Raw genomic sequence first — 19,221 nt, 5'->3', positions numbered from 1 at the left:
AGGGGAACTCTCTCCCCCGACCGCGCCTAGGTCATGCTGCGTTCGCATGCGCTCACGCCACATGCTCCGGCCCATTGTTTTGAGAGCATCTTCACGCGCCCAGGTGATTCCATCTGGACGCGATCTACTCTACGGCAGCAGCACGGTGCTGCCGGTCGTCTGGCGCGCTTCCAGCGCGCGATGCGCGTCGGCCGCATCCTTCAGCGCGAAGGTCTGGTTCACACGGATCTGCACGGCGCCGGACCCGACCACCTCGAACAGGTCGTTGGCGCGGGCGATCAGGTCTTCGCGCTTGGCGGTGTAGGTGGCGAGTGTCGGGCGCGTCAGATACAGCGACCCCTTCGCGGCCAGGATGCCGAGGTCCGGCACCGCCACGGGCCCGGAGGCATTGCCGTAGGACACCAGCATGCCGAAGGGGGCGAGGCAGTCGAGTGAGATGTTGAAGCTGTCGCGGCCGACGCTGTCGAAGACGACCGGCAGCATCGCGCCGCCGGTGATCTCCTTGACCCTGGCCGGCACGTCATCCTTCGTCAGCAGCGCGTGGGTCACGCCGTGGGCTTTGGCCAGCGCCGCCTTTTCCTCGGTGCTGACAACGCCGATCACGGTGCAGCCAAGGTGCTTCAGCCATTGGCACATGATGAGCCCGACGCCGCCGGCCGCGGCATGGACCAGGACAGTCTGCCCAGGCTGTACCTGGTAGCATTTCCTGATCAGGAAGGCGGCGGTCATGCCCTGGAGCATCATCGCCGCGGACTGCTCGAACCCGATCGCGTCGGGCAGCTTCACCAGGCGATCGGCCTTGAGGCAGCGGGCATCGGCATAGGCGCCGATCGGGCCGGTGGCGTAGGCCACGCGATCGCCGACGGCGACCTCGGTGACACCCTCGCCGATCGCCTCGACCACGCCGGAAGCCTCCATGCCGATGATCGCGGGCAGGGCGGGCGCCTTGTACAGGCCGGTGCGGAAATAGACGTCGATGAAGTTGAGCCCGACCGCCTTGTGGCGGACCAGCGCCTCACCGGGCTTGGGCGATGGAAGGGGGATGTCCTCCCAGATCATCTTCTCGGGGCCGCCGGTCTCATGGATGCGGATGGCGTGGGTCATCACGAACGGCTCCGTCGCTGGGCCGGCCTGGCGGCGGCCGTGAAAAGTGTGTCGGCCTCGGATGCGGGTCGCTCGAGGTCGAGAAGGTATCGCTTGGTAGCCGCTCCCTCGCCGCCCGAATAGCCGCCGAGGGCGCCATTGGCCGCCACCACGCGATGGCACGGGATCAGGATGGGAATCGGGTTGGAACCATTGGCCTGGCCGATGGCGCGCGGTGCGCGGCAGCCGACCTGTCGCGCGATATCAAGGTAGGAACGCGTCTGCCCGGCGGGGATGGTGCAGAGCGCATCCCAGACCTTGCGTTGGAAGGCGGTGCCATGCGGAGCAAGCGGCAGGTCGAAGGCAGTGCGCGTGCCGTCGAAATAATCCTGCAACTGGGCACGCGCGCGCAGGAGGAGCGGCGTTGAATCCTGGTCTCGCCCTCGCCCCCAGTCGAGCGCGACGATGGCGCCATCCTCCTCGGAGAGTGTGAGGTCGCCGAGGGGGGTATGAAGGGAGAGCTGGGGCATGGTTGGAACACCGACAGACACCCGGAGGCGGGTGCGCGTCAAGCATAGCGCGGGCGGGTTGGACGCGGCCGGAACCGCCGCTACATGAGGGCTTGGCTGCCCCCTGCCGGAGGTCCGCGTGACCGACACCGATCCACCACCGTTCTACGCCGCGCATATCTTCGTCTGCACCAACCGCCGGCCGGATAACCACCCGCGCGGCTGCTGCGCGGCGCGGGGGTCGGAGAAGCTGCGCGACTACATGAAGGCACGCGCCAAGGAGCTGAAGATCCCCGATATCCGGGTCAATACCGCCGGGTGCCTGGAACGCTGCGAGTTCGGCCCGGCCATGGTGATCTACCCCGACGGCATCTGGTACCGGCCGACAACGATCGAGGATGTGGAGGAGATCCTCCAGACCCATGTGATCGGCGGGGGACGTGTCCGACGCCTGATGTTGACCGAAAAGGACGTGCCTCCGCCGAAGGGCTGAGGGGTGTTCCACGTGAAACACCAGGCGAAGGTGGGCTGGTGACGACGACCGATACGATCTTCGCGCTTGCCAGCGGAGCGGGGCGCGGCGCCATCGCGGTCCTTCGTGTGTCAGGGCCGGCAAGCGGGACGATCCTGGCGGACGTGGCCGGCGGGCTGCCGCGGCCCCGAACAGCGAGCTTGCGCCGGCTGCGCGACCCCGATGGTGGCGAGGTGCTCGATCAGGCCGTCGTGCTCTGGTTCCCGGGGCCCGGATCCTACACCGGGGAGGATGGCGCGGAGCTGCATCTGCACGGTGGACCGGCGGTGATCGCCGCGGTGGGCGGGGTCCTTGCGGCGCGGGGCGCCCGACCGGCCGAACCGGGCGAGTTCACGCGGCGCGCTTTTCTCAACGGACGAATGGACCTGACGGCCGCGGAGGGGATTGCCGACCTGATTGCGGCAGAGACCGAGGCACAGCGGCGCCAAGCCTTGCGCCAGGCGGATGGGGCGCTCGCGGCGCTGACCGGAGGCTGGGCCGCGCGCCTGACGCGGCTGTTGGCCCATCAGGAGGCGGCGATCGAGTTCGCCGAGGACGATCTTCCGACGGATCTCGCGGACCAGTCGCGGACGGGTGCCGCCGCCCTGCGGGCCGAGATCGAAACGCATCTTGCCGATGGCGGGAAGGGTGAGCGCCTGCGGGAGGGGCTGGTTGTCGCCATCCTGGGGGCGCCGAATGCCGGCAAATCATCGCTTCTGAACGCGCTGGCAGGGCGGGAGGCAGCCATCGTCTCGGCCCGTGCAGGAACCACGCGGGATGTCGTGGAGGTGAGGCTCGATCTCGGCGGCGTGCCGGTGACGCTGGCCGATACCGCCGGGCTTCGGGAGGCTCGGGACGAGATCGAGCAGGAAGGCATTCGCCGGGCGCGACGCCGTGCTGAGGAAGCGGACCTGGTGCTGGCCGTCTTTGCCGCTGATGCGGCGCCCGATCCCGAAACCCTGGCCTGGGTGGTACCGGGCACGCTGGTGCTGGCGAACAAGTCGGACCTGGCGCCCGTGCCTGTGGCGATCGGTGGGGTTGCGCCGCTGGCGATATCAGCCCGCACCGGATCAGGCCTGGCGGCGTTGCGGGAGGAGCTTGCCGCGGCGGCCGCACGGCTCGCCGGGACCGGCGAGACCGCCCTGCTGACGCGACCGCGCCATCGCGCCGCATTGATCGAAGCGGCTGCCTGGCTGGGCGAGGCGGCAACAGCGCCGCTGCCCGAACTGGCCTCGGAGGCACTGCGCGCTGCCCTACGGTCCCTCGGCCGCCTGACCGGCCAGGTCGGTGTCGAGGAGATCCTGGACGTTGTCTTCCGAGATTTCTGCATTGGGAAATGACCCCCGGCGAGGGCGGAACAGCAAAAGAAGGAGGGGGATCGGGGGAGTTCTCTCCCCCGACCTTCGTGCCTGTCCTATACGACCCCTCATGGACCAGATGTTCGACGTCATCGTCATCGGCGGCGGCCATGCCGGCACCGAGGCGGCCGCGGCCGCAGCGCGCTGCGGCGCGCGCACATTGCTGCTGACGCATCGGATCGAGACCCTCGGCGAGATGTCATGCAATCCCGCGATTGGCGGGGTGGGCAAGGGCCATCTGGTGCGGGAGGTGGACGCGCTGGACGGCATCATGGCCCGTGCTGCCGATGCCGCCGCCATCCATGTGAAGACGCTGAACCGGTCGAAGGGCCCGGCAGTGCGCGGTCCCCGCGCGCAGGCCGACCGGAAGCTGTACCGCGCCGCGGTTCGAGGCCTGCTCGAAGGGCAGCCCGGTCTGACCATCCTGGCCGCCGCCGCTGAGGGCATCGAGACGACCGCTGATGGTGGAATAGCCGCGGTGGTGACGGGCGATGGCCGAAGCTTCACTTGCGGGGCGCTGGTGGTTACGACCGGCACATTCCTGCGCGGCGAGATCCATATCGGGGAACAGCGCATCCCGGCCGGGCGTGTCGGCGATGCGCCGGCGATCGGCCTGGCCTTGGCCTTCGAGCGGCTGGGCCTTCCGTTGGCGCGACTGAAGACCGGCACGCCGCCGCGTCTGGATGGCAGGACCATCGCCTGGGATGAGCTTGAGTCCCAGCCTGGGGACGAACCGCCCGAGCCGCTTTCCTGGATGACGGCGAGGATCACGAACCGCCAGGTGGTCTGCGGCATCACTTCAACGACCCCGGCGACCCATGCCCTGATCCGCGCGAACCTGCATCAGAGCGCCGTCTATGGCGGCCGCATCCAGGGAGTCGGGCCTCGCTACTGTCCATCCATCGAGGACAAGGTGGTACGCTTCGCGGAGCGGGAGCGGCATCAGGTCTTCCTGGAACCGGAGGGCCTGGACGACGACACCGTCTATCCCAACGGGATATCGACCAGCCTGCCTGCGGATGTGCAGGCGGCGATGATCGCGTCGATGCCCGGGTTGCAGCAGGCGCGCATTGTCCGGCCGGGCTACGCGATCGAGTACGACCATGTGGACCCGCGCGCCTTGACCCCGGCGCTCGAGGTTCGATCGGTCCCCCGCCTGTTCCTGGCCGGCCAGATCAACGGGACGACCGGGTATGAGGAGGCAGCCGCGCAGGGCCTGATGGCGGGGCTCAATGCCGCGATGCGGGCATCGGGCGCGCGCCCGGACCGCGTGCTGACACGGGCGGAGGCTTATGTCGGCGTGCTGGTGGACGACCTGGTCCTGCAGGGCGTTTCCGAGCCCTATCGGATGCTGACGGCGCGCGCCGAACACAGGCTGGCGCTGCGGGCCGACAATGCCGGGCTGCGGTTGACCGAGACGGGTATCGCCTGGGGCTGTGTCGGGCCGGAGCGGGCGGGTCGGCATCTTGCCTTCGCGCAGGCGACAGCGGATGCCCTGGCCCGCGCGCGCTCAGAAGGTGCAAGCCCTGCGGCGCTGGCCGCCGGCGGTATCGCGGTGAACCAGGACGGCAAGCGGCGCTCTGTCCTGGAGGTGCTCGCCCTGCCTGGTGTCGATGCCGCCCTGATCGACCAGGCCTTCCCCTGGTTGCGGGACCTGACGCCGGCGATGCGGGCCCAGTTGGAGGCCGAAGCACTCTACGCCCCCTATCTGCGGCGGCAGGAAGCCGAAATGCGCCTGCTGGAGCGGGAGGAGCGGACAATGATCCCGGAAGGGCTCGACTTCGCTGGCGTGCCGGGCCTGTCCTCGGAGATGCGCCAGAGGTTGACCGCCGCGCGCCCGGCAACGCTGGGGTCGGCTGGGCGGCTGCCGGGCGTCACGCCAGCGGCCATCGTCGCGTTGGCGGTGGCGCTCCGGCGTGACGCTGCGTGTTCCACGTGAAACACACTATTTCGGCATTGCCGGCAGATGCCGCGCGGGACGTTCGGCTGGCCGCCTTTGCCGAGTTGCTGCTGCGGTGGAATGCGACCATCAACCTGGTGTCAGCCAGGACGGCGTTGGAACTGGACCAGCGGCACATCGCCGACAGCCTGCAGCTCGTGCCCCTGCTGCCTGCCGAAGGGACGATCGCCGACCTTGGCTCCGGCGGCGGGTTGCCTGGCATCGTGATCGCCGCCGCGCTGCCGGACCGTGAGATGCACCTTGTCGAATCGGACCGCCGCAAGGCTGCCTTCCTGATCGAGGCAGCCGGGACGCTGAAACTGCCCCGGGTGACCGTGCATGCGCAGCGGATCGAACAGGCGCGACTGCCGCCGGTGGCGGCCGTGACCGCGCGCGCACTCGCGCCGCTCGATGTGCTGCTCGGATTCGCCGCCCGCTTCCTGGCACCCGGCGGCACGGCAATCCTGCCGAAAGGCCGGATGGCAGAGCAGGAGTTGACGAGTGCGACCGCACACTGGCACTTCAAGGCCGAGCGGTTCGAAAGCCGCACGGACCCGGAGGCCACCATCCTCCGCCTGAGTGAGATCCGCCGTGCCCGCGACGACTGACCGCGCGCCCCTTCGCATCATCGCCCTTGCCAACCAGAAGGGTGGCGTCGGGAAAACCACAACCGCGATCAACCTCGGCACGGCCCTGGCCACCAAGAGGCGCGTGCTGCTGGTCGACATGGACCCGCAAGGCAATGCCTCGACCGGGCTTGGCCTTGCCCGTCAGGATCGTGGTGCCGGGACCTATGCGCTGCTGACCGGTGAACGACCGCTGCGCGACCTGCTGCGCCCGACAAAGATCCCCAACCTGACCCTGCTGCCGGCCGATCCCGAACTCGCCGGCGCAGAAATCGAACTGGTCGGCCTCGAAAACCGTGAACGGCGTCTGCGCGACGCGCTGGAGACGCAGCGGGACGCGCTGAACGGCACCGAGATCATCCTGATCGACTGCCCACCCTCGCTCGGTCTCCTGACGCTCAATGCCCTCGTGGCCTCGAACGCCGTGCTGGTGCCGCTGCAGACGGAATTCTTCGCCCTCGAAGGCGTCTCGCAGATCACGCGCACGGTGGAACGGGTGAAGCGCGGTCTGAATCCCGGGCTGGAGCTCGAAGGCATCGTGCTCACGATGTTCGATAAGCGAAACAATCTGTCGGAACTGGTGGCCGCCGATGTGCGCGCGTTCTTCGGCGCCAAGGTGTATTCCACCATCATCCCGCGCAATGTCCGCATCAGTGAGGCGCCGTCGCACGGCCTGCCTGTCATCCTCTACGATCATCGTTCCGCCGGGGCGCAGGCCTATATCAACCTCGCCGCGGAGCTACTTAAGCGCGAACGCAAAGCCAGGAAGTCCGCCGCATGAAGAAGCCCACGCGGCTCGGCATGGGCCTTTCGGCCCTGATGGGCGACACCCAGGCGCCGACCGGGGCCTCCGCCGGTGCGCCGCGCAGCCTGCCTATCGAAGCGCTGGAACCGAGCCCCTTCCAGGCGCGCTCGACGCCCGATCCGGCGGCACTCGCCGAACTCGCCGCGTCCATCCAGGAACACGGCATCCTGCAGCCCATCCTGGTGCGCCCGAAGCCCGGTGCGGCTGGCATGTTCCAGATCCTGGGCGGCGAGCGCCGCTGGCGTGCCGCCCAGCAGGCCAAGCTGCACGACGTGCCAGTCGTCGTCCGCGACCTCGACGACCGCGCCGCGATGGCTGCCGGATTGGTCGAGAACCTCCAGCGCGAGGACCTCAACGCGCTCGAGGAAGCCGAGGGCTATGCGCGCCTGCTCAGCGAGTTTGGGCTGAAGCAGGAAGGGCTCGGACAGGCGGTCGGCAAGTCGCGCAGCCATGTCGCGAACACGCTGCGCCTACTGAACCTGCCGTCCCGCGTACGGGACATGCTGCGCGGCGGGACGCTGTCGGCGGGTCACGCCAGGGCATTGCTGGGTGCCGAGGACCCGGAGCGGCTGGCAGGCGTCGTTGTGGTGCGCGGCCTGTCGGTGCGCCAGACCGAGGCACTGGCCGCCGCCGCCCCGCGCGACCCGGCGGCCCGGCGCACGGCGAAGCAGGATGCGGACGTCGCCGCGCTGGAACGGCGGCTGACGGAACGGCTGGGGCTGAAGGTCGGGATCAAGACGGCCGGCAGGGGCGGGCAGGTGCTGATCAGCTACCGCGACCTCGATCAGCTCGAGGGTGTGTTGCGGTTGCTCGACCCGGATATGGCGTAGCGAGAGAGCGCCGCCCTCTCGCGCTCTCCCACCAGGAAACTCAATTTCCAGGACTTTCGGACTTCTGGAGGGACGATCCTGGTGAGGGAGATCGTGATCCTGCGGATCAGGGGCGCGATGCTGGCCGGGCTCTCGGGCCTGCTCGCCTTCGGCGTGGCGGTGTTTGGTGTCCCCATCTTTATCACCTGGACCAGGACTGATGGGGCTGGATGTGGTCACCATCCTTCTCCCTGTGCTTCTCCGCGCGACGCCGACGGCCGGTTCGCAATCGATCCCGAGCGCCGTCTGATCACTGACCATCTTGGCCGGTCCGGGATGCTGGAGGCGCATGCGCCGGGCACACTTGCCCGTGGAGGCCGTCCCTTCGGCCTGGTGCTGGAAGACTTCACCGCCGCCCGGCGGTCGCAAGGCCGGATCACGTCCTGGATCGCGTGCGCCTGCGCGACGCCGTGGTCAGGCGCTCGGCCGATGCGCAGGCCTGTCTTGGTTCTGCCCCTTCTCATCCTGACGGATACCGACGCTATCCTCGCCACCCGAAGGTGACGGGATCCAAGGGCCTCGGGCCCTTGGCGGGTCCAGGGCAGCGCCCTGGCGGGGTCCGGGGCGGAGCCCCGTCGCCCTTCACCCCCGCTTCGCCCTTACCGCTTCCCGCGCCAGCCCCATCACCGCCGCCCGTGCCACCGAGACATCCGGCATCCCCGTCGTCTTGGTCGCCCGCTCGGCTTCCAGCAGCACCGCGCCCGCCGCCGCCAGTGTCTCCGGCCGCCACAGCCGCAGCGCGCGTTCGAACGAAGGCCGGGACTTGAAGAAAACCGGCGGCCGCAGCCCGTCCAGCGCATCCTTGGGGCTGGCGCCGCGCGCCACCGCCAGTGCGGCGACTTCCAACCGCTGCACATGCCGCAGCGCGCCGCGCACAACCTGCACCGCCGCCGCGCCCTCGGCGAAGGCGGCATCCAGCGCGCGGTCGGTGCGCGGTGCGTCGCCTTCCGTCGCCGCCAGCAGCGCGGCATCGAGATCGAGCGTCGATCCCTCGGACAGCGAGGCGAGCGCTTCCTCTTCGCTCACCCGCCCGCCGGCGCCGACATACAACGCAATCTTCTCGCATTCCCGGCGCATGACCAGCCGGTCCTCGCCGAGGCGCTGCGCCATCCAGGCGACGGCGCCCGGCTCGGCGGTCACGCCGTATTCGCGCAGCACGCCGATGATGGAAGCTTCCAGCGCCGCGCCCGTCTCGGTGTAGCAGGCGATCACCGCGGCTTCCGGCCCGGCCTTCTCCAACGCCGCGCGGAGCCCCTTGCGGCCGTCGAGCGAACCGCCCTCCAGCAGCACGATGCCCGGCCCGTTGCCGGCGAGCGCCGCCTTGGCGGCATTCGCCAGCCCATCCGTCGCGTCGTGCACGCGGACCATGCGTCGCCCGCCGGTCAGCGCCGGTGTCGCTGCTTCCGCCGCCAGCAGGCTCGCGTCCTTCGCCGCCACGTCGCGCGGAATCTCGACCAGGCGGAACGGATCATCGCCCGCAATCGCGCGCGTCAGCATATCGCCGCGCTCGCGCACCAGGCCGGTATCCTCGCCGAACAACAGCACGACCCGCGCGGCACCCGGATCGGCCAGGAAGGCCTGGATACGGCGCGCGTCGAGCTTCGCCATGCCGCCTCAGCCCGCCCGCGGCGGCCCGGATTCGAAACGCACGGCCAGATTCTGGACAACGTCGCTGGCCAACTGCTCCATCAGCCGCTGTTCAGCCGCGCTGCGCGCGGTGTCGGCCGCGAAGAACTGATTCTCCGGCACGTTGTAGGCATCGAAGGTGCGATCGGTGCCCTGGGCGACCAGGCGCGGCGGCAGGTTGGTGTCGTAGAGGAACCAATTCGCCGTCGCTGTGATGCGCACGCGCGATGGCGTGCCGTCGCGTTCGAAGCCCTGCACCTCGATGCCGTAGGACAGGCCGACGCGCAGGTCGTAGCGCGCCGGCGCGCCGCCACGGCCGAGCCGCTGTTCCAGGTGTCGCCGCAGCAATTGCCCGTTGCGCTCGGTGATCAGTCCGACACGCACCGTCTCCAGCCCGGCGGTCATCGTATCCGGGCGCGGGCCGTACATCGGGCGGAAGCCGCAGCCGGCCAGGCCGAACAGCGGTGCCAAACGGAGGATCGCGCGCCTAGACGACAAGGTTCACCACCCGCCCAGGCACATGGATCCGCTTGCGGATGGGTTTGCCGGCGACGGCGCGCTGCACGTTCTCCTCCGCCTCGGCGGCGGCGAAGATGGCCTCCTCGCTGGCGCCCACCGGCACCTCGATCGTCGCGCGCAGCTTGCCCAGCACCTGCACGGCGAGCGTGATGCTCTCGGCCACCAGCAGCGCCGGGTCGGGCTCCGGCCAGGGCAGCAGCGCCACCAGGTCGGCATGGCCCGGGCACAGGAGGGACCAGGCTTCCTCGGCCAGGTGCGGCATCATCGGCGCGGACAACCGCGCGAGGATCTCCAGCGCCTCGCGCTTCGCGCCGCCCGGTGCGTCCTTCGCCGCCTCGATGGCATTGGCGAATTCGTACAGCCGCGCCACGGCGACGTTGAAGGCGAAGGTTTCGAGCGCGTCGGTCACCGCGGCGATGCAGCGATGCGTCGCGCGGCGCAGTGCGCGGCCTTCGGCTTCCGGGGTGGTGCCCGGCGGCGGCAGGGACGGCAGCGCCGTCTCGACCATGCGGAATACGCGTTGGGTGAAGCGATAGGCGCCGGCGACGCCCGATTCCGTCCATTCCATGTCGCGGTCGGGCGGGTTGTCCGACAGGATGAACCAGCGCGCCGTGTCCGCCCCGTATTTCGCGATGATCGCGCCGGGATCGACGGTGTTGCGCTTGGACTTCGACATCGCCTCGACGCGGCCGATCGTCACGGGCTCATTGCCGCCCTTCACGGTCGCTGTGCGCACGCCCTCGGGCGTTGCGGAGAAATCGATCTCCTCGGGGTAGAGCCAGCGGCCATCGGCACCCTTGTAGGATTCGTGCTGCACCATGCCCTGGGTGAACAGCCCGGCGAAGGGCTCGGCGACCGACAGGTGCCCCGTCGCGCTCATGGCGCGGGAGAAGAAGCGCGAATACAGCAGGTGCAGGATCGCGTGCTCGATGCCGCCGATATACTGGTCCACCGGCAGCCAGCCATCGACCGCGGCCTTGATGACCGGAACCTTGGCGCGCGGCGAGCAGAAGCGCGCGAAATACCAGGATGAATCGACGAAGGTGTCGCAGGTGTCGGTCTCGCGCCGCGCCGGCCTGCCGCATGTCGGGCAACCGACATGCTTCCACGTCGGATGATGATCCAGGGGATTACCGGGCTTCGAGAAATCCACATCCTCCGGCAGCCGCACCGGCAGCTGATCGTCCGGGACCGCCACCACGCCGCAATCGTCGCAATGGATGAAGGGGATCGGGCAGCCCCAATAGCGCTGGCGGGACACGCCCCAGTCGCGCAGGCGCCAATTCACCACGCCGGTGCCGGTACCCTGCTTTTCCAGGGCCTCGATCGCGCCGCGCTTGGCGGCGGCGACGTCCAGCCCGTCGAGAAAGCCGGAATTGAAGGCAACGCCATCATCGGTGAAGGCCTCGGTGCCGACGGCGAAGGTCGCGGCATCCGCGCCCTTGGGCAGCACCACGGGCACCACCGACAGGGCGTATTTCCGCGCGAAATCCAGGTCGCGCTGGTCATGCGCCGGGCAGCCGAAGATCGCCCCCGTGCCGTATTCCATCAGCACGAAATTGGCGATCCACACCGGATATTCTTCCCCGGTGAAGGGATGCTTCACGCGGAAGCCGGTGTCGAAGCCCTTCTTCTCGGCCTGCTCGATCACCGCTTCGGACGTGCCCATGCTGCGGCATTCGGCGACGAATTCGGCAGCCTTCGCATCACGCGCGGCGGCAGCCGCGGCCAGCGGATGCTCGGCGGCGACGGCGAGGAAGGACATGCCGAACAGCGTGTCCGGACGGGTCGTGAACACCTCGACATCGGCGATGCCATCCACCGGCTGGGACAGCGCGAAGCGTACCCGCGCGCCCTCGCTGCGGCCGATCCAGTTGGACTGCATCAGCTTCACGCGCTCGGGCCAGCGATCAAGTCCACCCAGCGCCTGCAGCAGATCCGGCGCATACTTCGTGATCGCCAGGACCCACTGGGACAACTTCTTCTTCTCGACCTGCGCGCCGGATCGCCAGCCGCGCCCATCGATCACCTGCTCGTTGGCCAGCACGGTGTTGTCCACCGGGTCCCAGTTCACCCAGGATTCCTTGCGTTCGACCAGGCCCGCCTTCCAGAAATCCAGCAGCAGCTTCTGCTGCTGGCCGTAGTATTCCGCATCGCAGGTGGCGAATTCCCGCGCCCATTCCAGCGACAGGCCCATGCGCTTCAGCTCATCGCGCATATTGGCGATGTTGGCGTAGGTCCACGCCGCGGGATGCACGCCGCGCTCGCGCGCCGCATTTTCCGCCGGCAGGCCGAAGGCATCCCAGCCCATCGGGTGCATCACCAGATGGCCGCGCGCCCGCTTGTACCGCGCGACCACGTCGCCCAGCGTATAGTTGCGCACATGCCCCATGTGGATCTTGCCGGAGGGGTAGGGAAACATCTCCAGAACGTAGTACTTGGCGGCACCGGGCGGCGGCACGTCCGGCACGGCGAAGCAGGCGCGGTCGTCCCACGCCTTCTGCCAGCGCGGCTCGGCGGCGCGGAAGTTGTAGCGGGGCGCAACCGGTTCGTGCGCCGCCTTGTCGGGGGATGGGATGCTGTCGTTCATTGCGCGCGCGCGTCTCGTGCCATGCGGGGCGGAAAGGGAGACGGATGCATAAGCGCTGGCGCGCCGGATTCCTAGGGTTGGCGGTGCTGGCAGCCCCCGCATGGGCGCAGGACCCCAATACCGATTTCACCGCCTACCGCGCGCTGTTCTCCGTCGCCGCCCTGGGCGGGGCGCGCGGGGCCGCGACGGTGACCGGCTATACGCTGCATTATCGCGGCGCCATGCCGAGTTCCGCCTTCGCCCTGGCATCCCTGCCCGATGGCCGGGCGATCTGGCGCTTCGTCGGCGGCCAGCCGGGCTCCGAGGTCGCGCGCACCACCCTGCAGGCGGCCTGCGACCGCGATGCCGCGGCGGCATTCGGCGCCGGGCAGGCATGCCGGGTCGTGGCCCAGGATGGCGCGGTGCCGTCGCTCGACAGGCCCGCCTTCCGCCCCGTGGAGGCCACGATCGGGCCGTTCCGCGCGGCACCGCTGATGTTCCGCCATGGCCCGGCGGCGGCCGAAGGCGCCGTGGTCTGGTCGCATGGCTATGGCGGGCCGGCCGCCGACCAGCGCCAGCGCAACGTGCCGGGGGCGATGGCGCTGCTGAACGATGCCGGCTGGGATGTGCTGCGCTTCGACCGCGATCCGGCCGAGGATGACCTGCCGGCGGCGCTCGGCACCCTGCGCCGCGGCCTGCCGCTGCTGCGCGAGGCCGGGTATCGCCGCATCGTGCTGGCCGGACAGTCGCGCGGCGGCTGGCAATCCATCATGGCGGCGGCCGAGCGGCCCGAATGGGTCCATGCCGCGATCGCCATCGCCCCCGCCGCGCATGGGGAGGCCGCCCGCCCCAACAACCTGGCAGCGGCCAGCGAGGATTTCCGCCGCCTTCTGGCCGGGTTGCCGGCGGACGGCCCGCGCCTGGCGGTCGTGGTCTTCGTTGACGATCCCTTCGATCCCGACCCGGCCGCCCGCGCGGTGATGGTGCGAGAGACCGCCGCCCGGCGCAGCGTCCCGACGCTGGCGCTGTATCCGGAGCCACCGATCCGCGGCCATGGCGGCGTCACCGATTGGCGCTTCACCCGCAGCCAGGGGCCCTGCCTGCTGACGCTGGTGCAGGCGCCGGCGACCGCGGCACCCCGCGGCGTGCGGCGTAGCCCCTGCGGCGGGGGGTGACGCGGCCAAGACCGCAGGGGCGTGCTGCCACCCGACCCCCGGCAGGCGGCCGATGGGGCACGCCGCGTCGCCACGGCGTCAAAGGCCGGATTGGGCTCGCAAGCCCGGGTCGCGCCCCGCCAGGGGGTGGCGCGGGGCCACGGAAGGGACTTTGCCCCCGCCAGCCCGGCGCGCCATCGTCACGCCCATGGGATCGCGCCGCCCCGTCCCTTCAGCGCGGCATTTCCTGTTCGGCCAGCCTTGCAAACAGCGACGACCCCATCGGGATCACCTCGTCGTTGAAGTCGTAGCGCGGGTTGTGCACCGACACCGAGTGCCGCCCGCCATCGCCCTGGCCGATATTGATGAATGCCCCGGGGCGCGCGAGCAGCATGTAGGAGAAATCCTCCGCCCCCATGCGCGGGGACCCGGTGCGATGCACCTTGCCCGACCCTAGCACGGCATCCGCGGCGACCGCAGCGCGTTCGGCCTGCGCGGCATGGTTCACCGTGGGCGGATAGCCGCGCTGGTACGACAGTTCGGCGGTGGCGCCATAGGCCTCGGCCGTGGCGCGCACGATCTGGCCGAGCCGTTCCTCGACCTTGTCCTGGATGGCGGGCTTGAAGGTGCGGACGGTGCCGCGCAGTTCGGCGGTCTCGGGGATGACGTTGGACGCCTCACCGGCGTTGAACATGCAGATGCTGACCACGGCCGCATCCAGCGCGTCCATTGACCGCGACACGATCGACTGCGCCGCCACCACGATCTGCGAGCCCACCAGCACCGGGTCGATGCACTGATAAGGGCGGGAGGCATGGCCGCCCTTGCCGTGGATGGTGATGGTGATGCGGTCCGCCGCGGCGAGGACCGGGCCTGGCATGACGCGCGCCTCGCCCAGCGGCAATTCCGGCGAGTTGTGCATGGCGTAGACCGCATCGCAGGGGAAGCGGTCGAACAGCCCTTCTTCCACCATCACGCGGCCGCCGCCGCCGCCTTCCTCGGCCGGCTGGAAGATGAAGTGGACGGTGCCGTCGAAGTTCTTCGTCTCCGCCAGGTAGCGCGCGGCACCAAGCAGCATGGTGGTGTGCCCGTCATGCCCGCAGGCGTGCATCTTCCCCGGCGTGGTGGACCGATAGCCGAAATCGTTGGTCTCGGTCATCGGCAGGCAGTCCATGTCGGCACGGAAGCCGATCGAGCGGCCGGAATTGCCGTTGCGCAGCACGCCGACCAGGCCGGTGCCGGCGATGCCGCGATGCACCTCGATGCCCCAGGATTCGAGCTGCTGCGCGACGATGTCGGAGGTGCGCTGTTCCTGGAAGCCGAGTTCCGGATGCGCGTGGATGTCGCGGCGCGTGGCTGTCAGGTCGGCGTGGAAGTCGGCGATGCGGTTGAAGATGGGCACGAGGGTTCCTCCCGTATTGAGGACGTCAGGATGGTGGCGGACCGGACGCGGCCGGGGCGCGTGTCACACGCTGGCGATGGCGGCTTCCACCGCGTCGCCGAAGCGCTCGACGATCATGGCGATTTCCTTGTCCGTCACGACATAGGGCGGTGCGAGGATCACATGGTCGCCATGCTTGCCGTCGATGGTGCCACCCATCGGATAGCAGGCGAGGCCGCGCGCGAAGGCTTCCTTCTTGACGCGCTCGTTCATCGCCAACGCGGGGTCGAACACCGCCTTGGTCGCGCGGTCCTGCACCAGCTCGATCGCCCAGAACAGGCCGCGGCCGCGGATGTCGCCGACCTTCGCGTGGTTGCCCAGCCGTTCGATCAGCCCCTGTTCCAGCAGCGCGCCCATCGCCTTCGTGTTGTCGAGCAGCTTCTCGTCGCGGATCACTTCCTGCACGGCCAGCGCGGCGGCGCAGGCGACCGGATGCGCCTGGTAGGTATGGCCGTGCTTGAAGGTGCCGGAGCCCTTCGTCAGCGCCTCGATGACACGGCCATGCACCAGGATGCCGCCGATCGGCTGGTAGCCGCCGCCGAGGCCCTTGGCGATCACCTGGATGTCCGGCGTGATGCCTTCCTGTTCCCAGGCATGCAGCGTGCCGGAACGGCCCATGCCCGACATCACCTCATCGAGGATCAGCAGCGCGCCGTGCCGTTCGCACACCGCCTTCATCGCCGGGAAGTATCCCGGGAGAGCGGTGGCGCAGCCGAGCGTGGCGCCCACGATGGTCTCCGCGCAGAAGGCGATGACGTTCTGCGGGCCGAGGCGCTGGAACTCCGCCTCCAGCTCCGCCGCCAGCCGCGCGACGTAGTCGGCGTCGGTCTCATCATCCCGCCGGTCGCGATAGGCGAAGCAGGGCGAGACATGGCTGAAGGCATCCGACAGGATCGGCGCATAGGGCGCGCGGCGCATCGCATTGCCGCCGGCCGCCAGCGCACCGAGCGTGTTGCCGTGATAGGATTGCCGCCGCGCGATGAACTTCGTGCGCTGCGGCTGGCCGGCTTCCAGTGCCCATTGCCGAGCCATCTTCAGCGCTGCTTCCATGCCTTCGCTACCCGACGACACGAAATAGGCATGGGTCAGCCCGCCCGGGGCGTGGCCGACCAGCATCTCGGCCAATTGTTCGGCGCTGCCGGCGCTGTACAGCGCGGTATGCGCGTAGCACAGCCGGTCGATCTGGTCCTTCATCGCCTGGACCACATGCGGGTGGCCGTGCCCGAGGCAGGCGACGGCGGCGCCGCCCGAGCCGTCGATGACCTCATGCCCCGAGGCATCGCGCAGCCAGATGCCGCGGCCGGAAACGGCGATCGGCGGGGCTTCGCGGAGGTTGCGGTGGACGATGTGGGTCATAGGGCGGCTCCTTGGCGGGGCCATCCTGCCCCCTGATCAGGGCGGAGTCAGCACCCCCACCACCGCCCCTGTCATGCAGCAGGCGATGGTCCCCGAGATCAGCGACGGCAGCCCGAGCTTCACGATATCGGTACGTCGTTCCGGGCACATCGCGGACATCCCGCCCACCATGATCCCGACCGACCCCAGGTTGGTGAACCCGCACAGCGCATAGGTCAGGATCAGCCGGGACCGGTCCGACAGCCCCGCCCCGCCCGAGGCCGCGAGTTCCAGATACGACACGAACTCGTTGATGATCATCTTCACGCCGAGGGAAGACGCCACCGTCGCCGATTCCGCCACCGGGATGCCCATCGCCCAGGCGACCGGCCACAGCACCCAGCCGGCGAGCTTCTGCAGCGTGAAGCCGGCCAGCGGTTCCAGCGCCAGGTTGATCAGTGCGACGATCGACACGAAGACGATCAGCGCCGCCATGATGCCGAGCAGCAGGTCGAGCCCATCCTTGGTGCCCTGTACCAGCGCATCCATGGTGCTGTCGTAGAGCTTCTCGGGGATGCCCTCGCCACCCTCGGTCATGGCGTCGCCGGGCGCGGGCGGCATCATCAGTAGTGCGGCGAGGATCGATGCGGGCGCCGCGATCAGGCTTGCCGTCATCAGCTGCCCCGCCGCATCGGGCACGACGGGGGAGATGATCAGCGCATAGACCACCAGCGTATTGCCGCTGATGGTCGCGAGGCCCGCGGTCATCACTACGAACATCTCGGATCGCGTCAGCCGGGCGAGCCAGGCGCGGATCATCAGCGGTGCCTCGACCATGCCGACGAAGACATTGGCCGCGACGGAAAAGCCGGTCGCGCCGCCGATGCCGAACAGCCGTGTCAGCACGCCCGCCATCGCGCGCACGATGGCCGGCAGCACGCCCCAATGGAACAGCACCGCCGACAGCGCGCCGACGACGAGGACCAACGGCAGCGCCTGGAAGAACAGGATGAAGGAGGAACCGGGCCGGTTCTCGGTGAAGGGCAGCGCCCCGCCGCCGAGATAGCCGAAGACCAGCGAGGTGCCGGCCCGCGTCGCGGTCGCCAGCGCATCGACCGCGTCACCCAGCAGGAAGAAGGTGGCGCGGACCGGGGGGATGTTCAGCAGGATCGCCGCGAGCACGATCTGCAAGGCGATGCCCGCGACGATGACGCGCGGCGCGACACCTCGGCGGAACCCGCCCAGGGCCCATGCGAGCGCCGCCAGCAGCAGCAGGCCGATGGCGGATTGGAGTTGGAGCAGGCTCATGCTTCGTCGCCTTCGCCGAGGACCTCGGCTGCCTCGATATCCAGGAGCGCGGCAGCGCGGCTGCCCTCGATGACGTCGATGCTGCGCAGCTTGCGGTCCACGGCACGCGTGCGGACCTGCGCCTTCTCGATGGTGTTGCCCATGGTCCGCACCTGCCCCGCCAGTTTGCGCAGCACCTCATCCATCTGCCGCATCTCCGCCTTGGTCGCCCCAAGCAATTCGCGGACCGCCTCGGCCTTCTCGTTCAGCGCGATGGTGACATGGCCCATCTGGATGCTGCGCAGCATGGCCGGCAGCAGGGACGGTCCCATGACCAGAACGCGGTGTGCCCGATGTATGTCCTCGATCACCCCGGGCATGCGTGCGATCTCGCCGTAGAGCCCTTCCGTCGGCACGAACAGCACGCCGAATTCGACGGTCAGGGGCGGACGGATGTATTTGGCCGCGATCTTTGCCGCTTCACCGCGCACGCGCTGCTCCAGCGCGCGGCGGGCGATGCGTTCGGCCTCGGCATCGCCCGCTTCACCGGCCAGCACGAGCCTGTCCCAATCCTCGGTCGGGAACTTGGCATCCACCGGCAGGAACACCTCGCGCCCGCGATCACCAGGCATACGGATCGCGAACTCCACCAAGTCGCCACTTTCTTCCGAGAGCTTCTTGTTGGCCTCGTAGGTCCCGGCCGGAAGGATATCCTCGATCAGGCCGCGCAGTTGCGCCTCCCCCCAGCCGCCGCGCGTCTTCACGTTCGAGAACAGGCGCTTGATGTCGACGATCTGCGTCGTCACCGCCTGCACATCGGTCATCGCCTTCAGCACCTGGGCGAACTGGTCGGATACGCGGGCGAAGCTCTCGGTCATCTGCTTCTCGACGGCCGACTGAAGCTGTTCGTTCACCGTCTTCTGGATCTCGGCGAGGCGCGCCTCGTTGCCTTCGCGCAGTTCCTTCAGCTTGGTGTCGAGCAGGTCGCGGCCGCGGGCATTCTCCGCCGCCTGCGCTTCCTGCAACTTCGCAAGCCCTTCCGCGAAGGCGATGCGGATATCGGCGATGCCCTGCGTCACGTCGCGGCGCAGCAGGGCGGTGTCGTCCTTGTGCTCGGTCAGCGCCTTCACCACGGCGGCGCGCTGGTCCGCCATGGCCAGCGCATCCTGCGCCAGGCGTTCCGTCAGCAGCGCGGCATCGGCGGCGAGGCGATCCAGCACCGCCTTCTCCTGCGCCGAGAGCCGGTCGGCGATGCGCCCGATCCCCTCCCCCAACGCCCTGGTCTGGTCGAGCGCGCCGGCACCCACCCGATCGCCGATCGCCGCGGCTTCCCGCGCCAGGCCGCGCTCGAATTCCGCGGGAAGGGCGGCGATGCGCTCACCCTGGCGGTCGAGGACCGATTGCAGGTCGGTCAGGCGTTGCGCCAGCACCGGGTCGGTTGCCGGCCGGCGCAGCAGAAGTGCGACGAGCAGCACAGCGACGACCGCCAGCCCGCCCATTATCGCAAGGCTTTCGGCCGCCATCCCCTCTCCCCCGACTCGACCGGCGGAGTCTCGCATTCCCGCGACCGTGGCGCGAGGATGTGTTCAT

General features: G+C 69.4%; 17 protein-coding genes. 8 read left to right on the top strand and 9 right to left on the bottom strand.

Annotation, left to right across the window (positions count from 1 at the left end):
* Nucleotides 1–129 precede the first annotated feature (129 nt).
* Both AAFN86_RS04460 and AAFN86_RS04455 read right to left on the bottom strand, forming a co-directional pair.
* Nucleotides 130–1,104, bottom strand: a complete 975-nt coding sequence (locus AAFN86_RS04460) for a quinone oxidoreductase (protein ID WP_347542019.1) — start codon at nt 1,102–1,104, stop codon at nt 130–132.
* Entirely contained in the window at nt 1,104–1,613 is a 510-nt protein-coding gene (locus AAFN86_RS04455; RefSeq protein ID WP_347542018.1) for a methylated-DNA--[protein]-cysteine S-methyltransferase, read from the bottom strand. Before AAFN86_RS04455 ends, AAFN86_RS04460 begins: the two co-directional genes overlap by 1 nt.
* A 118-nt stretch (nt 1,614–1,731) precedes the next feature.
* Here AAFN86_RS04455 and AAFN86_RS04450 point away from each other — a divergent pair, with 118 nt between their 5' ends.
* The 7 genes from AAFN86_RS04450 (at nt 1,732) to AAFN86_RS04420 (ending at nt 8,204) form a co-directional block, all read left to right on the top strand.
* Nucleotides 1,732–2,085: a (2Fe-2S) ferredoxin domain-containing protein gene (locus AAFN86_RS04450; protein ID WP_347542017.1), complete on the top strand. Its 354-nt coding sequence runs from the start codon at nt 1,732–1,734 to the stop codon at nt 2,083–2,085.
* 35 nt (nt 2,086–2,120) lie between these two features.
* Complete coding sequence (gene mnmE / locus AAFN86_RS04445; protein ID WP_408906586.1) at nt 2,121–3,443, top strand: tRNA uridine-5-carboxymethylaminomethyl(34) synthesis GTPase MnmE; 1,323 nt, start codon at nt 2,121–2,123, stop codon at nt 3,441–3,443.
* Between the two features lie 88 nt (nt 3,444–3,531).
* Complete coding sequence (gene mnmG, locus AAFN86_RS04440) at nt 3,532–5,400, top strand: tRNA uridine-5-carboxymethylaminomethyl(34) synthesis enzyme MnmG (RefSeq protein WP_347542015.1); 1,869 nt, start codon at nt 3,532–3,534, stop codon at nt 5,398–5,400.
* Nucleotides 5,397–6,008, top strand: coding sequence for a 16S rRNA (guanine(527)-N(7))-methyltransferase RsmG (gene rsmG, locus AAFN86_RS04435; protein WP_347542014.1), 612 nt, complete (start codon nt 5,397–5,399; stop codon nt 6,006–6,008). Before mnmG ends, rsmG begins: the two co-directional genes overlap by 4 nt.
* Nucleotides 5,992–6,807, top strand: coding sequence for an AAA family ATPase (locus tag AAFN86_RS04430; protein WP_347542013.1), 816 nt, complete (start codon nt 5,992–5,994; stop codon nt 6,805–6,807). Before rsmG ends, AAFN86_RS04430 begins: the two co-directional genes overlap by 17 nt.
* Nucleotides 6,804–7,661 carry a ParB/RepB/Spo0J family partition protein gene (locus AAFN86_RS04425; protein ID WP_347542012.1) on the top strand — a complete coding sequence of 286 codons (858 nt, stop codon included), beginning with the start codon at nt 6,804–6,806 and terminating at the stop codon, nt 7,659–7,661. The genes AAFN86_RS04430 and AAFN86_RS04425 overlap by 4 nt, the downstream gene beginning before the upstream one ends.
* Before the next feature lie 81 nt (nt 7,662–7,742).
* Nucleotides 7,743–8,204 (top strand): hypothetical protein, encoded by a 462-nt coding sequence (locus AAFN86_RS04420; protein WP_347542011.1) that lies wholly within the window; start codon nt 7,743–7,745, stop codon nt 8,202–8,204.
* A 78-nt stretch (nt 8,205–8,282) separates the two neighbouring features.
* Here the strand turns inward: AAFN86_RS04420 and holA are convergent, their stop codons facing one another.
* Genes holA through leuS form a run of 3 tightly spaced genes read right to left on the bottom strand, consistent with a single transcriptional unit; the run spans nt 8,283 to nt 12,435 of the window.
* Nucleotides 8,283–9,308, bottom strand: a complete 1,026-nt coding sequence (gene holA / locus AAFN86_RS04415) for a DNA polymerase III subunit delta (RefSeq protein ID WP_347542010.1) — start codon at nt 9,306–9,308, stop codon at nt 8,283–8,285.
* A 6-nt stretch (nt 9,309–9,314) separates the two neighbouring features.
* Nucleotides 9,315–9,824, bottom strand: coding sequence for an LPS assembly lipoprotein LptE (gene lptE / locus AAFN86_RS04410; protein WP_347542009.1), 510 nt, complete (start codon nt 9,822–9,824; stop codon nt 9,315–9,317).
* Entirely contained in the window at nt 9,814–12,435 is a 2,622-nt protein-coding gene (gene leuS / locus AAFN86_RS04405; protein WP_347542008.1) for a leucine--tRNA ligase, read from the bottom strand. Before leuS ends, lptE begins: the two co-directional genes overlap by 11 nt.
* Before the next feature lie 44 nt (nt 12,436–12,479).
* Here leuS and AAFN86_RS04400 point away from each other — a divergent pair, with 44 nt between their 5' ends.
* Nucleotides 12,480–13,589: a hypothetical protein gene (locus tag AAFN86_RS04400; protein WP_347542007.1), complete on the top strand. Its 1,110-nt coding sequence runs from the start codon at nt 12,480–12,482 to the stop codon at nt 13,587–13,589.
* A 211-nt stretch (nt 13,590–13,800) separates the two neighbouring features.
* Here AAFN86_RS04400 and AAFN86_RS04395 read toward each other — a convergent pair whose 3' ends face one another.
* The 4 genes from AAFN86_RS04395 to rmuC form a co-directional block, all read right to left on the bottom strand.
* The gene (locus AAFN86_RS04395) at nt 13,801–14,970 is read right to left on the bottom strand and encodes a M20 aminoacylase family protein (protein ID WP_347542006.1); all 1,170 of its coding nucleotides are present in this window, start codon (nt 14,968–14,970) and stop codon (nt 13,801–13,803) included.
* 63 nt (nt 14,971–15,033) lie between these two features.
* Complete coding sequence (locus AAFN86_RS04390; RefSeq protein ID WP_347542005.1) at nt 15,034–16,365, bottom strand: aspartate aminotransferase family protein; 1,332 nt, start codon at nt 16,363–16,365, stop codon at nt 15,034–15,036.
* A 36-nt stretch (nt 16,366–16,401) separates the two neighbouring features.
* Nucleotides 16,402–17,652: a nucleoside transporter C-terminal domain-containing protein gene (locus AAFN86_RS04385; protein WP_347542004.1), complete on the bottom strand. Its 1,251-nt coding sequence runs from the start codon at nt 17,650–17,652 to the stop codon at nt 16,402–16,404.
* Nucleotides 17,649–19,154 carry a DNA recombination protein RmuC gene (gene rmuC / locus AAFN86_RS04380; RefSeq protein WP_347542003.1) on the bottom strand — a complete coding sequence of 502 codons (1,506 nt, stop codon included), beginning with the start codon at nt 19,152–19,154 and terminating at the stop codon, nt 17,649–17,651. Before rmuC ends, AAFN86_RS04385 begins: the two co-directional genes overlap by 4 nt.
* Nucleotides 19,155–19,221 lie beyond the last annotated feature (67 nt).

Source organism: Roseomonas sp. CAU 1739 (assembly GCF_039839775.1).
Taxonomy (GTDB): domain Bacteria; phylum Pseudomonadota; class Alphaproteobacteria; order Acetobacterales; family Acetobacteraceae; genus Neoroseomonas.
Note: the sequence above shows the minus strand (reverse complement) of the source record. Positions and strands in the feature narration are given on the sequence as shown.